The 15,064-nt window shown below is 35.8% G+C and carries 13 protein-coding genes; 3 read left to right on the top strand and 10 right to left on the bottom strand.

Annotated elements, in window-relative coordinates; all coding sequences use genetic code 11:
* Positions 1-112 precede the first annotated feature (112 nt).
* The 4 genes from VUJ46_RS11305 to VUJ46_RS11290 all read right to left on the bottom strand — a co-directional run bounded on the left by VUJ46_RS11305 (position 113) and on the right by VUJ46_RS11290 (position 6,152).
* A complete protein-coding gene (locus tag VUJ46_RS11305) occupies positions 113-1,561 on the bottom strand; it encodes an IS1182 family transposase (RefSeq protein ID WP_326980898.1) in 1,449 nt (482 codons plus the stop codon).
* A gap of 214 nt (positions 1,562-1,775) precedes the next feature.
* A complete protein-coding gene (locus VUJ46_RS11300; RefSeq protein WP_326980897.1) occupies positions 1,776-3,197 on the bottom strand; it encodes a TolC family protein in 1,422 nt (473 codons plus the stop codon).
* On the bottom strand, positions 3,163-4,476 hold the full coding sequence (locus VUJ46_RS11295; protein ID WP_326980896.1) for an HlyD family secretion protein: 1,314 nt from the start codon (positions 4,474-4,476) through the stop codon (positions 3,163-3,165). The genes VUJ46_RS11300 and VUJ46_RS11295 overlap by 35 nt, the downstream gene beginning before the upstream one ends.
* 11 nt (positions 4,477-4,487) lie before the next feature.
* A complete protein-coding gene (locus VUJ46_RS11290; protein WP_326980895.1) occupies positions 4,488-6,152 on the bottom strand; it encodes a peptidase domain-containing ABC transporter in 1,665 nt (554 codons plus the stop codon).
* 389 nt (positions 6,153-6,541) lie between these two features.
* On the opposite strand from VUJ46_RS11290, the gene sucC reads away from it, so the two are divergent.
* Positions 6,542-7,732 carry an ADP-forming succinate--CoA ligase subunit beta gene (gene sucC / locus VUJ46_RS11285; RefSeq protein WP_267402013.1) on the top strand — a complete coding sequence of 397 codons (1,191 nt, stop codon included), beginning with the start codon at positions 6,542-6,544 and terminating at the stop codon, positions 7,730-7,732.
* 233 nt (positions 7,733-7,965) lie between these two features.
* Here the strand turns inward: sucC and lnt are convergent, their stop codons facing one another.
* The gene (lnt, locus tag VUJ46_RS11280; RefSeq protein WP_326980894.1) at positions 7,966-9,609 is read right to left on the bottom strand and encodes an apolipoprotein N-acyltransferase; all 1,644 of its coding nucleotides are present in this window, start codon (positions 9,607-9,609) and stop codon (positions 7,966-7,968) included.
* A gap of 55 nt (positions 9,610-9,664) precedes the next feature.
* Here lnt and VUJ46_RS11275 point away from each other — a divergent pair, with 55 nt between their 5' ends.
* Complete coding sequence (locus tag VUJ46_RS11275) at positions 9,665-10,087, top strand: VanZ family protein (protein WP_326980893.1); 423 nt, start codon at positions 9,665-9,667, stop codon at positions 10,085-10,087.
* Between the two features lie 123 nt (positions 10,088-10,210).
* On the opposite strand, the gene proC is transcribed toward VUJ46_RS11275, so the two are convergent.
* The 3 genes from proC to VUJ46_RS11260 all read right to left on the bottom strand — a co-directional run bounded on the left by proC (position 10,211) and on the right by VUJ46_RS11260 (position 13,320).
* Positions 10,211-11,014 (bottom strand): pyrroline-5-carboxylate reductase, encoded by an 804-nt coding sequence (proC, locus tag VUJ46_RS11270; RefSeq protein ID WP_326980892.1) that lies wholly within the window; start codon positions 11,012-11,014, stop codon positions 10,211-10,213.
* Positions 11,015-12,202: 1,188 nt separating this feature from the next.
* A complete protein-coding gene (locus VUJ46_RS11265) occupies positions 12,203-12,481 on the bottom strand; it encodes a hypothetical protein (protein WP_326980891.1) in 279 nt (92 codons plus the stop codon).
* 479 nt (positions 12,482-12,960) lie between these two features.
* A complete protein-coding gene (locus VUJ46_RS11260) occupies positions 12,961-13,320 on the bottom strand; it encodes a hypothetical protein (protein WP_326980890.1) in 360 nt (119 codons plus the stop codon).
* A 55-nt stretch (positions 13,321-13,375) separates the two neighbouring features.
* On the opposite strand from VUJ46_RS11260, the gene VUJ46_RS11255 reads away from it, so the two are divergent.
* Complete coding sequence (locus tag VUJ46_RS11255) at positions 13,376-13,555, top strand: hypothetical protein (protein WP_326980889.1); 180 nt, start codon at positions 13,376-13,378, stop codon at positions 13,553-13,555.
* Here VUJ46_RS11255 and murB read toward each other — a convergent pair.
* The gene (gene murB / locus VUJ46_RS11250; protein WP_326980888.1) at positions 13,548-14,561 is read right to left on the bottom strand and encodes a UDP-N-acetylmuramate dehydrogenase; all 1,014 of its coding nucleotides are present in this window, start codon (positions 14,559-14,561) and stop codon (positions 13,548-13,550) included. The two genes, VUJ46_RS11255 and murB, sit on opposite strands and share 8 nt — an antisense overlap.
* Positions 14,562-14,567: 6 nt before the next feature.
* Entirely contained in the window at positions 14,568-15,053 is a 486-nt protein-coding gene (locus tag VUJ46_RS11245; protein WP_326980887.1) for a hypothetical protein, read from the bottom strand.
* Positions 15,054-15,064 lie beyond the last annotated feature (11 nt).

The following is a 15,064-nucleotide window of genomic DNA, read 5'->3' as shown; positions in this document are numbered from 1 at the left end:
TTCGTAATAAGCTTTTTTTCTTTTTTTCAGTATCAAATTTTTGAGGTTTAACGGGATTGATATTGCGCCACGCCTGCGATGTTTATAAAAGACGGAGTATAGATCGATTTCTCTATATTAATTTCAGGATTCTCTTCAAATTGACAGTGAAAATAGCCATTGCACCCTGCATTTGCATATTTTCAATACCATTTGCAATCGCCCTGTCGTAGCCGTGTACGTTTTTAAGCTCGCTGTTTTTGGCTTCGATTTTATAGCGGTGTTTCGATTTTTCTTTGTAATAATCGCTTTCCTGAAAAATCATTTGCTCCTTATGTAAGTCTGATTTTATGGAAACCGAATAAGTTTTAGATTTTGCTCCTTCTTTATAACATCCTTCTTTTAATGGGCAAACCTTGCATTTTTCAATATCAAAATAATAGGTATCCACTTGATTTCCGCCTACGTGTTTCTTCCCGCCACGAGCTTTGCGAATCGCCAAATGCCCTGCAGGACACACAAAACGGTCGGCATCTTTATTGTAATCAAAACGGTCTTCATCTTTTCGAAAACCCTGGGTGATGGAAGGATTAAGTCTGGCTACTATTTTAATATTTTGTTCGCCCGCAATTTTCAGATTTTCTTTTCCGCTGTAAGCAGCGTCACCAATGATGGCATCTACCTCCATCCCGTTGTCCTGGCTCATCTGCAGTAATTTTGGCAGTTCCGGGCCGTCGCCTTTTTCTCCCGAAGTTACCACGGCCGCCGTAATAATCCGCTCTTCGCTCATCGCCAAGTGCGTTTTGTATCCGAAAAAAGAACTGTCAGCCGATTTGTGACCCGTTTTAGCGTCGGCATCTTTTGAAAAAACCATCTGCTCCCCGGTGTCTCTCACTGTTTCCTTCAAAAGATTCAGCTTCTCCTTTACAGCAGGAATCTCCCTGATAGAAGCTTCGTTTTCAATGCGTTTTTCGAGTTCTCTGCAATAATCCAATTCTTTGTTTAAATCATTTTCAATATTTTTTGAGGGCATTTTAGTTTTAAATTCTTCATCAAACTGATAAACGGTCTTGCGAAGCAGTTTTGAGCGCTCCCGCAATACTTCTATCGTTGAAAAAGGATTGCTCATCGACAAGGTGTGAGTGGCATCTACAATGATGGATCTGGATTTGATGATGCCTTTTTCAATCGCAATACTCACGGTTTTACCAATGAGCAAGCTTAAAAGATCACTATCTTTCAAACGCAGTTTTCTGAATTTTGTAAGGGAACTGGGATTGATTACATCTTCTTCCGGAGTCATATCCAAGAAATATTTAAAGGACATATCATACCGGGAACGCTCTACCACATCTACATCAGAAACTGTATAAATACTTTTTAAAAGCAGGTATTTAAACATCCGTACCGGACTTTCAGCATTGCGACCATTGTTTAAGCAGTATTTGCTCAAAAGCTCATCATAGATGAAAGAAAAATCAATCAGCTCATTAATTTTTCTAAGAAGGTTTTCCTTCGGTACAATTAAATCATACAAACCGGAATAGGCACTCAACGGAAGTTTTTCTTGCTGTATTAACATTTGCTTTGCTATTGAAATTTACATTGAAGATAAAAAAATAAGCAAAACTTTTAAAGTTTTGCTTATTTTTTTTAATGAAGTTTACTTTTTCAGTGCCCTCGGCAAAACCTGAACTTTTTGTTTTTAAGATCTCTCGCAGATTTTAGAGATTATGCAGATTTTTTTTATCTGCGAAATTTGCTAAATCTGCGAGAGTTTTTTCTGAATGATAATTTTACAATGAAAAATTCTCTTTCATCCACTTCAGTTTATTAAAGCTTTTCAGAAATTTAGTTTTAATGGAAATAAATTTTTCCTGCGCATCAATCACTTTATTTTCTCTTGAATTGATAAGGAAAAGTGAGCTTTCCCCATTGCTGTATTTGGTTTCTTCTGCATACAAAAGCCTTTGATAATTGGTAAGATTATTTTCAGATAGATCAATTTGCAGATGATAATTGATGAGTTCATTTTTATAAGTCTCAATTTTGGTGTCGAGTTCTCGTATTTTCAGCTGAGTATCCAGTTGGTTCTGATTGATTTTAATTTTGGCTATCTGATAATTTGCTCTTGCCTCCCTTTGGAATATCGGGATTTCAAGCTTTAAGCCATATTGAAAATTATTGTCAAAAAGCGGAAGATAGTCTGCACGGTAATTTTCTTTATTGAAAAAATTATAGGTGAAATCCAGTTTGGGAAGAAAACTCTGCCACTTCAGCTTTCGTTCGCTTTCGAGAATATTATTTTTCTGATTGTAATATAAAATTGATAAATGACGGCTTGTTTCCCTATTTCCAAACTCCTGCAAAAGAAATTCAAAATCAGAATAGGCCACATGATCTGCAAGATGATCTGATGGAAAAAGAGGCTGCGAGATTTCATATAATTCCTGTCCGTCTTTCCATAAAAATACCTGAAGCTGCTGTGTACTTTTTACAAAATTAAGATAAGCATCTCTCTGCTGAAGCTCAAAACTCTGGAGTTGAGAAACGGCTTCAACCGTATCTATGGCGGGTCTTTCTCCGTATTCAAAAGTTTTTCTTGTTAGTTTCAGACGTTCTTTATTGATGTCGACAATTTTAGACTTCAGCTGATAGATTTCATAATGCTGTACCCATTCCAAATACATATTTTCGGCTTCCAGAAGAAGATCATTGGTAAGCACCGCCTGCTCGGCTTCGGTCATTTTCTGTGCAAATTTTGCCTGATCCAGAACCGCTCTTCGTTTATCATACAGAAGATTTTTAGCCAAAGGAACCGTAATTCCCATTTGATACAATCCGCCTTTGGTATCACTGGAATTCAATTTTTCGCCATTAAGATAATTATAGCTTCCGGTTACTTCAATCCCATACCACGTTGGAATTCCCAATTCTACATTTTTCTGTTCGTAATATTTTGTGCCGTCAATATTCTTTTCTCCCAGTTTTCCACCGACGACAGGATCAAAACTTCCTCTTGCCCGGGTAATTTCAGCTTCTGCCATTTTATTTTGAAGCTGATACTTTAGGGCCAACGGATGATAATTTTTAACCACTGAAATAAATTCCTGCGCCGAAATCTTCAGTGAATCCTGCGCAAAACTATATTGAAAAAAGAATAAAAGAAGGGTGAAAATAATTTTATTTTGCCTTTTCATCTTTGCCTGCTTTTTCATTTTTTACTTCATAATAATCTGGTGGAAAACCGTTGATGTTTCGCCATAATTCATACCAGATCGGGACGTCATTCAGAATAGCAATCCCTTGCACTCCGGTTCCCATTTTGATCTTGGGCGGCCATTGTTTTTCATTTTTATCCTCAATCACTAAAGCTTTGAAAAGGCCATTCACACTGATATTGCTTTCTACTGCAATTACTTTTCCAGCAAATGTTCCGTAGCTTGAATTGGGCCATCCCGAAAATACGATCGCCGGAAAACCATCGAAAGTACACATCACACGCTGACCTTCTTTTACCAAAGGAAGATCAACAGGTTTGATATAAATTTCCACCGCATGATCTACAACGGTTGGTACAATAGTTCCGATATTTTCACCGTCTTTCAGAATTTCTCCGATTCCGGCTTTATTTAGCTGAACAATTTGTCCGTCCTGAGATGCAATAATAAAGTATAAACCTTGTCGTGCCTTATAATTAGCGACCTGATTTTCAAGTTTAGCAATATCCCCGTCGCTGCCTTCGATTTGTCCCATACTTTGGAATCTTTCACCTTCAATTTTACTCAGTTTTTCCGTGTAATCCTGAATAACTGAGTTTTGCTCGATGCCCACATTTACAATTTCCTGACGCGTTTGAGCGACTTTATTTTCCGAAGAGGTTTTTTTAGCCACTGCATTTTGATAAGAAATACTTCTCTGCTGAAACTGCGTAAGAGAAACCAACCCTTCATCATACATTTTTTTCTGTCGGGCAAATTGGTCTTCGGAAAGTTTCAGTTCGTTTTTAATAGCTTCCAGTTCTGCTTCTTCACCGGTAAGTTTGTTGTTCAGCTGACTGATTTTTATTTTTAACTGATTTAATTTTAAATCTCTCGCAGCATTCAAAGCCTCAAGTTGACTTTTTGCAGTTCCCACTTTGGCTTCATAATAATCCCGAACACCTTTTTTTGCGTTGACCTGCTCCTGTGTTCTTTGCACCAAAAGCGGATCTAAATAATCATCTTTTATTTCTGAAAGCTGAAGCAAAGTGTCTCCTTTTTTTACGTAATCTCCGTTTTTCACGTTCCATTTGGTAATTCTGCCGGGAATAGGGGAGTTAAGCTGTTGAGGTCTCTGTTCCTGATAAAGCGAACTTACATTGCCTTTTACTTTTATATTCTGAGTCCAGGGAAGAAATAAAGTGATAATTCCACCGATAAAAATGAATAAAAACCATCTTTTGACCCTCGATTTTTTATGAATATGATATATTTTGTCGAATGACTGTAGTTTCATTGTGCGAAATTTTATGATAGAATTTTTAAAGTACCGTCCTCCATGTGAATATGCTGATCTGCGATCTCCAACAAGTTTTTATCCTGAGAGACCAGAATAATCGTCGTTTTTTCTTTTTTCATCTGAAGGTATTTCATCATTTTTTCCTGATGTTCCGGCTGTAACCCCGCAAAGGGATTTTCTAAAATAATGAGTGTTTTTTCTCCTAAAAGCGCTCGGAGAAGCAATATTTTTTTCTTTGAACTAAAGGTGATTTCGGAGTCTGTTTCACTTATTTCTGTAAGGAAACCGCTGCTGAAAATACTTGAAATATTTTCAATACCTATATGTTCGGAAAGCTCAATGATATCTTCTGTTGTACTCACAGTGTTTCCCAGGAGAATATTTTCCTTTACAGTGCCTTGAATGACTTTCATATTTTCAAGATGCAATCCGATAGAATTTCGCATCTTCTGTTTATCAATATTCTGTAACGGAATTTTATCAAAAAGAATAGTTCCAGAACTGGGTTCAAAAAATCCGGCGATCATATTCAGCAAAAGAGATTTTCCGGTTCCTAATTTTCCGGTTAAAACCGTGATGCTGTTTTCCTTTATTTTAAAATTAAGATTCGAAAGAATAGGCGTGCTGTCGTTGAAAGAAAAGTTTACATTTTTAAACTCAATTTCGGTTCCTTTTTCTTTTTGAGAAAGAACAATTTCGCCATCTTTTTCTTCTTTAAGGTCGGTAATTTTCGAAAGTTTAGCGAAAGAAGCAATCAGGTCATAATAACTTTCAAGGCTTACAATTAGTTTTTCAACGGCAGCCATAATACTTAATACAACAATTTCTGTGGCAATAAAAGCACCGATATTTAATTTTTGATTAATCAATAAATAGGTTCCAATTGCAAGCATCGCCAACGTAATAATCACTTTAAAAGCAATAATGGTTTTATATTGAAAGACCAAAACTTTAAAATGCGAAGTTCTGTGATTAAGGTATTCCACAACACGGTCGTCTGTCCCTTTGATATGGGCTCCGCTTTCAGAATGCATTTTAAATGTTTTTACTGATCCGGCAATATCTTCGATCCATGCAGCGGTGTCGTATTTTTTGTTGCTTTCTTCAATGCTGGATTTAATGCCACTTTCCATGGTGTATCGGAAAATGATGATCACGCAAATCACAACTAAAGCTCCAAATGCCAAAAACCAGGGGTGATAAAAGGAAAGTAATAAGATTCCGAAGAAAATCTGGATCAGAGCAGTCGGAATTTCCAGTAAAATTTTAGAAACGCCTTTCTGAAGGTTTTGAATATCAAAAAAACGGTTAACCAATTCCGGAAGGTAATATTTTCTGGTGTAGGAAAGATTGAGTCTGGGTATTTTTTCTGCAATGGCCATTGAAAACTCAACATATATTTTCTGCTGTATTTTCTCGATGATCTCAATTACTTTTAATCTGAAATAGCCGACAAGCCATGTTCCGATAACGACAAAAAATATGAGGATATAAATTGAAGTAGCCATGGTGGCACCCATTACGAAGCTTACGATAGACTGTATCCCCAAAGGAATGCTTAGCGAGACAAGCCCGTTCAGAATAGCATAAAAATAAATGTTGGTAACGTCTTTTTTCTCTTTTGTAATGTAGTGGATCAATCTTTTTCCCTGTTCATTAGCAGTTATTTCCATTTTCTTATGTTGTAAGTTTAAATGTTTTTAAATACTTCATTGCTATTTTGTGAATGGTAGGTGTGAATACCGATTTTAGTGATCTCTGAATTGTCTGAAATTCTGAAAAGATCCGTGGTTTTTTCGGCGGTACAAAGATAAAATATGAGATTGGGGATTATTCTTATCTAGATTAGAATGCTATTAAAATGTGATTAGAATATAAGCTGTTATTCAAGGTTTTTTACCATCTTTACGGCGTTATTCACCGATTCGGTGTTTGGAATTTGGATAAGATTAAGATGAAACTGAATGAATGCGTTAAAAGTTCTATAATTTTCTTTTTAACCTTGTTCATTTTTAGTAAATTTGTCAACCTTTAACTATTAAAATAAAATAATAAAAATAATATGAATCTTCACGAGTATCAATCAAAAGAGATTTTATCAAAGTACGGAGTAGCTATCCAACGTGGTTACGTTGCCAATAACGTAGACGAGGCTGTAGCAGCTGCTGAAAAACTAACTGCTGAAACTGGCGCTCAAGGGTGGGTAGTAAAGGCTCAGATCCACGCAGGTGGTCGTGGTAAAGGTGGTGGTGTAAAGTTCTCTCCAAACATGGATAAACTTAAGGAAAACGCTCAGAACATCATCGGAATGCAGTTGGTAACTCCACAAACTTCTGCTGAAGGTAAGCTGGTAAATTCTGTATTGGTTGCAGAGGATGTATATTATCCTGGTGAAACTGAAACTAAAGAATTTTATGTTTCTATTCTTTTAGACAGAGCTGAAGGTAAAAATACGATTGTATATTCTACTGAAGGTGGTATGGATATTGAGCACGTTGCGGAAGTAACTCCTCACTTGATCCACAATGAATTAATTGATCCTGCTTTGGGTCTTCAGGGTTTCCAGGCTAGAAAAATTGCTTTCAACCTAGGTCTTGAAGGGAATGCATTCAAAGAATTTGTGAAATTTATCTCATCTCTTTACAATGCTTATGTAGGTATCGATGCTTCTCTTTTCGAAATCAACCCTGTGTTGAAGACTTCTGATAACAAAATTATCGCTGTAGATGCTAAAGTAACTTTGGATGGTAACTCATTGTTCCGTCACAAAGATCTTGCTGAGCTTAGAGATACAAGAGAAGAAGATCCTTTGGATGTTGAAGCTGGTGAAGCTGGTCTTAACTTCGTAAAACTAGATGGTAACGTTGCTTGTATGGTAAACGGAGCTGGTCTTGCAATGGCAACTATGGATATCATCAAATTATCTGGTGGTAACCCTGCAAACTTCCTGGACGTTGGAGGTACTGCTGATGCTGCAAGAGTAAAAACTGCTTTCGAAATCATCCTTAGAGATCAAAACGTAAAAGCAATCTTGATCAATATCTTCGGAGGTATCGTAAGATGTGACAGAGTTGCTCAGGGTGTTGTAGATGCTTACCACGCAATGGGAAGTCTTCCTGTTCCATTGATCGTAAGATTACAGGGAACTAACGCTGTAGAAGCTAAAAAATTAATTGACGAGGCTGGATTACCAATTCACTCTGCAATTACTTTAGAAGAAGCTGCAAACAAAGTAAAAGAAGTTTTGGCATAAGACTAAAATTTTAGATAAAAAAGATAATAGGCTGTCCAAAAGGGCAGCCTATTTTTATTTTTTGAGAGAAAAAATGCTTCAGCGAGATAATTTTGGTATTTGAGGTAACCTTAGCTTCTTATCAATTGGTTCTTTTTACGTGTACCTGTACAAGTAAGTGACATTGTCTCCGAAAACCTGCTATCTGCGGGAAAGAAAAAGTGCCCCCATTCGTATATTTCGCTTCTTTTTCATCAGGATGTCTGGCCTTGCTTTTTTCTGTTCTGAACTCTTTTAATTAAATAATAGAAAACTAAGAAGCCTAGTGCAAACATTGAAAAACGTGATAACAAATCACCGGCTCGCGCATAAAAGGTCATCCCTTCATACAGGTTTACTTTGGCAAATAGTGCGGTTTTATCTCCATAAAAGGTATCCTCCACAATCTCCCCTTTCGCATTGATATGTGCTGAAATACCACTGTTGGCAGCTCTTGCAATTTCTCTTCTTGTTTCAATAGCCCTTAGTCTGGCGTAGGATAAAAGTTGCTTATGTCCTTCTGTTACGCCCCACCAGGAATCGTTAGTCATAATTCCTAGAAAATTGGCTCCTTTTTTTACATAATCTGTCGTGAATTCCCCATATATACTTTCATAGCAGATAATCGGGGCATATTTTCCTTTGTTATAAGGATTGGAAAAAGCAATGCGCTCTTTATCGGTTCCCAGTGAGGCTACCGTGCCGCCCAGATTAAGCATTGCATCTCCTAAAAGTGGTTTTAAAACGCTCATATAGGGGAATATTTCAACACCCGGTACCAGCTTTCCTTTGTGATAGACCTCCACTTTATGATCCGGTATTAGCTGAACTGCTGAGTTGAAGCTTTCTACCCAAAGTCCCTGATTGAGTTGATATGCTTCAGCGGGTAAATTTTCTTTATTCAGATAGAATTTATGCGAAGAAATTCCTGTTTCGAAAACAGAGCCGGGATGTTTTGAAAGAAAATTTTTGATGTTGTTTAAAAGCAGGCTCTTTTCAAAAGCCGTTTCGGAAATTGATCCTCTTCCGGGAATTGCCGTTTCGGGAGCAATAAAATAGTCAATTTTTCCTTTCGCATTGTTATCAGCAAGTGTTAAAAGGTCATTTAAAATCGTTAAACTGTCTTTGGAATATTTTTCTCCATACGGATTAAGATCCGGCTGAAGCATCAGTACATTGACCTGGCCGACCGGTTTTTCGTTGAAGTTATTGTATTTAATAAAGGAAATTATCATAGGAAAGATAATTAAACCTAATACCATCAGGCTGTTTTTAATCAGATCCTTTCTTTTCCTGCCGGCTTCCCAGGTTCTCACCATATAAAATATCAGAATGTTAACCAGCAGGATCCAGAAACTTCCGCCTGTGGCACCCAGCGTGTCATACCATTGCACAAATTTTGGGTATTCTGAAAATACGTTTCCTAAGTTCAGCCAGGGCCAGGTAAGCTCCCAGTTGAGGTGAAATTTTTCAAAACTCATCCAGATAGCAATGAAAAATCCTAATCCCCAATAGGTGCCTTGTGCATTTTTATACCAGTGATAGCACTGGAATACTAAGGAATATAAGAAAGAATTAACCAGAACAGGAAATAATACGGCCATAAGAGAATGGCTTCCATCCGGGTTTTTGGAACCATACAGCCATCCGGTAGTTACCACATTCCAAATCACAAAGCATACATAGGAGAGCCCGAAAACTACCCAGCTTTTCCTGTTGTAATTTGAAAATTTTGAGACCCCATGCTCCATCATTAATAAGGGAACAAGAGCAAAGAATATAAAAAACGGAATTCCGTAAGTGGGCCACGAAACGGATAATAACATCGCTGAAATAAGCGTAAGTAAAACGTACTTCATTAAATTGATTTAACACACAAATTTAATGTTTTTGAAATGAATATCTTTGTAATTGATGATAAAGAAAATTTATAAAGTCATAATCGTTCCCTACACTTTGCTGTTGCTGTATCTCATGCTTCTGGGGTTTGGCAGAACTCAGTTTGACGATAATATAATCAGGTTAACACCTTTTTTTTCCACCTTAATGTTTATTGAAAATACGATCCGCCTTCAAACGATTATTACTATTATATTGGGGAATATTGTGATGTTTATTCCTTATGGATTTCTGGGCTGGATTTTTCCTAAAATTGAAGATCCGACAACATTAGTCTTCCATTTTTTATCTGCTATTATTATTGTAGAGGCTTTACAGTATTTTACCAGGATGGGAATTTTTGAAGTGGATGATATTATTCTAAATACATCAGGGGTTTGTATTGGATATTTTGTTAAACGGTTATTGGAGAGAAGATTTTCGGCATTTATTTTTTAAATGATAAAGAGTCGGTTTAATATTTACATAGACTCCAAGGGCTGTAATAACGATTTCAGAAATACCATGGAAAGAGAGCCTGGTGACAAAAGCTCTTAATGAGTAGTGATCTGCTGCAAACAGTTATCCATTCAATTCCTTCGCTCTTTTTTCCGCATTAAGAATTCCTTCTTTTAAAATATCCTTAAAATTATTCTGATTAAAAGTTTTTAAAGCAGCTTCTGTGGTTCCCCCTTTTGAGGCAACGTCTTTAATTAATTCTTCTAAGTTTTTCTCAGAATTATTAATTAAATGATAAGCCCCCAGCATGGTTTGTTTCACAAAAAGTTTAGATAAATTCTCATCAATTCCCATCTCGACACCGGCTTTTATCATGGCATCAACAATATAATAAAAATAGGCAGGTCCGCTTCCTGAAAGGGCAGTAACACCATCCAGCAATTCTTCATTTTCAAGATAAACGGATCGCCCGGTTGAGTTGAGCAATCGTTCGATATTGATCAGGCGATTGAAAGAAATACCTTCTGCGGCAGTGTATCCTGTAATACCCATACCCAAAAGAGTAGGAGAGTTGGGCATAGCTCTTACCACCAATGCGTGGTTAAGCAACCTCTTAATTTTCTCAATCTTTATTCCCGCCATAATTGATAAAACCATTTGATCTTCTTGTAAAGAAAAACGAATATTTTCAGCTATCTTCTTAAAGTCCTGAGGTTTTACAGCAATGATGATAAGATCTGCATCAATAGCTTTTACCTGTTCAAAGGTTGAAATTTGGGACTGTGGAAATTCAGACGATATTTTGGAGATTTTTTCTTCACTTCTTGTAATTAAATGAAGGTTTTCTGGTTTTACCAATTCATATTTCAGAAAAGATTTTGAGAAAGAAAGCCCCATATTTCCGGCTCCAAGAATAGCAATTTTCATGTCTCACCAATTGTTAAATGTTAATATTTAAATCTAAATTAGTAATTAAATGAGACTTGATTGCTATTTAATATAAACAATTTATAAATGAAGGGAATTTTATAGCGGAATCTTAAAAAAAGTCCTTTGGATTGCTTTATGTAAGCATTCTTTGAAGGGGGTATTCAGGTTCAATCTCAAAACTTGGCGAGAAGGTAGCTTCATTTTTTACGGTCTTTTATAATTGGAACAGTTTTATCTCAATTATAAAATTAATTCAATCTGAATCGGAGGAAATTCGTTTTGTGAAACTTCAAACCTGTCATCATCATCATAAAAATTTCCGGACTTATATTCAAAGGGGAAGGCTTTGAATTTTATTATTAAGCCTTTAAGTATTGCTGGTATTTGCTGAGTAGAATGCTGTTGTTACCGGAAATATTTAAAATGAGAGCTAAATCCATACCGATCAATCGTGTTAAAAAGAAAATGAAGAATTGTTGAATCAGTTTCAAAACTTGGGGAGAAATTGTTTAGATGTATTTTTTGCCACGAATGCACGAATATTTTTATTTCCCACAGATCACAAATGCTGCTGTCTCTGTTGGCTTTTCGCAAAGTCGCAAAGATATTTTTTAATGCTTTATGTTTTTAAGGCGCAAGGATTTTATCTTTGATAAAATGGAGGTATGCATATTATGGCCACGAATGCACGAATTTTTTATTTCCAAAAGATCGCGCAGATTTTTACAGATGTTGCTCTCCTTGTTGGTTTTTCGCAAAGGCGCAAAGATATTTTTTAATGCTTTATGTTTTTAAGACGCAAGGATTTTATCTTTGATAAAATGGAGGGCTGCATATTGTGGCCACAAATGCACGAATTTTATTTCCCACAGATTTTCACTTATGATGATGCCGATTTTATATTGCTTAAACTTTGGTGTTCAATATGTAAAGTGTAAGGAAAAGAATCTGCATTATTTGCAAAATCTGCGAGAGCAAAAAATTTCATCCTGCATTATCTAAACTTTTTTGCATAGTCCCCAACTTTGTACTTGATCCGAATTGTTCTCGTTTTGTTTTCTAATACGGTGCTCAAGCCTATATGGTGCTGACAAACTTTTTGCTCTTACTCGCCAGGTTTTGTATTGGATCCGATTATCCTTAAAAAACAGGGTAGTTAAAAGGATAATCATCTTCATGTACGTATTATGGTTGTTCCAAAGTGCTCATTTCTGCTTCTTTGGTCTGATTGGCAGATGAAATATTTTTTTTTGGTAATACTACTACTTTGAACTCAGCATTGGTACAGTGTAGTTTGCAGCTTTCATCAATATAGGAAGAAGGCGAACTGGTAAATAGACTGATGTATTTTTGAGATTCTTCAGGAATAGCCGGCGTAATCAAACAGTGATACAATGATTTTGTAAAGGTACTTGAGTCTCTCAGGAATTGTTTTTTATGTCTTAAGGCATCGTTGTATGTCATGAAATTAGTTTGTGCAAAAATAACTAATTCATATGTAAGTACTTAGATAATATTGTTAAATTTTGGAACTCAGGGTATATTAGATATTATGGAAGAATATGGGTTTATGAGAGTGAATTATTTAATTTTAAGAGGGGTAACGAAGGATATCTTATAATAATCATAAAAATAACTTGATTTTACCTCAGTGTTTAGTGATTTTTTTTTATGTTAAAGTTTTATAAAGGCCTATGGAATATGACTTTTTCGGGTCTTGAAATTTTATAAATCTTCGTTGTGTTCAGTTAATTTCAATCAAAAAGCAGCAAAATTATTCGCTGCTGTATTGTATTTATTTTGTTGAATTTATTTTTTAATTACTTTGCCTGATTTTATTGTACCATCATTGAATATAACTTTATATGCGTATACTCCTGGAAGATAGTGTGCTGGGAATGTCCAGTTTTGTGAAGTTTTGTTGTCTTTAATGTTTAGATTCATTATTTTTTCAGATCTGCCATTTGAAAATTGACCAGATGTATTTCACCTTGAGTATCTTTATAATTATTAAAGAAAACGAATAAATCATTTTGGTTAGCCGTATCGATTACCTCTTTTGAAGATGGTTGGTTTGCCATAATGTTAGAATTTGCTTTTTTTTCCTGTGTAATTCCGCCTGATATAGAATAGATTAGAGTGTTAGATATATGCCATGCCCCATCAGAAATGGCATATCTTGTCAAGTGGTATTCATCGCTGGTGATGGGTAACTGATTAATGTATTCAAACATGGTTGTTTCACCACCTATTAATGCTCTCCAATATACCCACACTGTCGTACGAATGCTTTCGTGTGGCATTTTTATTATCCAATAATTTCTTAAAAAGTTTTTTATCTTTATAAAAACATGATTGATGAGTCGTAATTATAAGTTTCACAATCCTGAAGGATTATATTTCATAAGTTTTGCTGTTGTAGGTTGGCTGGATGTTTTTACTAGAAATGAATACAAAGAAATTTTTTTAGAAAGTTTAAGATTTTGCCAAAATAATAAAGGAATGGAAATTAAAAGAAATATTTTATGTGCTATATAATATTCACCTCTCTTTCAAGTTCTATCCCGTACTTTTCTTTCACCGATTGGATGATTTGTGTTGAAAAGTCAAAAATTTCTTTTCCGGTTGCATTTCCGGTTGCGTTCACGATGACTAAGGCCTGAAGTTGGTGAGAAGCCACGTTTCCGATCTGCTTTCCTTTCCAGCCTGACTGCTCAATGAGCCATCCGGCAGGAACTTTTACAAAATCTCCATTCGGATACCCCTGAATATTTTCGAATTTTTGCTGTAATTCTTTGAACTGACGTAAAGGAATGGTGGGGTTTTTAAAGAAGCTTCCTGCATTTCCAATTTCTTTAGGATCCGGAAGTTTACTTTGTCGGATAGCAATTACGGCTTTTGAAACATCCTGAATCGTAGGATTTTCAATACCCGATTTTTCCAGTTCAGATTGTATGGCGCCATATTCGGTTTTAATATGATGATTTTCAGTTGTTAGTTTAAAGGTAACATCCAGAATTACATATCTTCCTTTTCCTTCCTGTTTGAAAATAGAATCCCTGTAGCCAAACTTACACTCCTCAAGGTTAAAATTTTTAACTTCCAAGGTATGAAGATCCAGTACATGGCATTGTACAAAAATATCCTTGATCTCCGTTCCGTACGCTCCGATATTCTGCATTGGTGATGTCCCTACATTCCCCGGAATAAGAGAAAGGTTTTCTAATCCTCCGTAGTTTTTACTTAAACAGTACAATACGAATTCATGCCAGTTTTCACCCGCTTTTGCAGTAAGCCAGATTGTATTTTCCCCGATAAATTCTTCGGTAAAACCTTTTAAATGTAACTTTACGGCAAGTCCGTCAAAATCTTTCGTCAACAGAATATTGCTTCCGCCTCCTAAAAAAAGCAGTGGCAGATTTTTTGATTTTGAGAAGTTAATTGCAATTTTTAATTCATCAACAGTATGAACTTCAGTGAAATACTTGGTCTTTGCTTCTACACCAAAAGTGTTAAACGGTTTTAGAGAAAAATTTTCTTGCATGAGGAGTTATTTATATTCTTTTGGTAGAATTTTATCTAATTGAGATTTAAATTTTTCAAATTGCTTATAATGAATGCTGTCATGATAAGAATTGACATAGACATGAGACTTTTTCGTAGTTTTTATCCGGAAGGTTTCATCTATGCCGTCTTGCGCCTGTACGCTTTCAGAGCTTTTAATATGATCTAAAGTAGTAAGGTCAAAAGATGAGGTAAGCAGCTTCCAATGATCAGGAGTAACGGAGGAAGCCCATTGCTTATGCTTTTTTGTGACAGTGCTGCCTTGTTCTAATTGAATAGAATCTTTCGTGATTTTTATTGTCCTGTAATTTCCCCCTTTTCCGCCTACTTTTGAAAAGCCGACAAAGGTAATCTCATTAGAAGTTGCTGCTGCTTTTACAGGAATTTCTTTCTTTTGTTCACAGGAAAAAAATATCAGCAATAAAAAGGTTGGAAAAAATATTTTCAAACGAAGGTTTTTTATTGCTGACATTTATACTTTTA

This window comes from Chryseobacterium sp. MYb264, from assembly GCF_035974275.1.
Taxonomy (GTDB): Bacteria; Bacteroidota; Bacteroidia; order Flavobacteriales; family Weeksellaceae; genus Chryseobacterium.
This window is presented reverse-complemented; position numbering and strand designations above follow the sequence as displayed.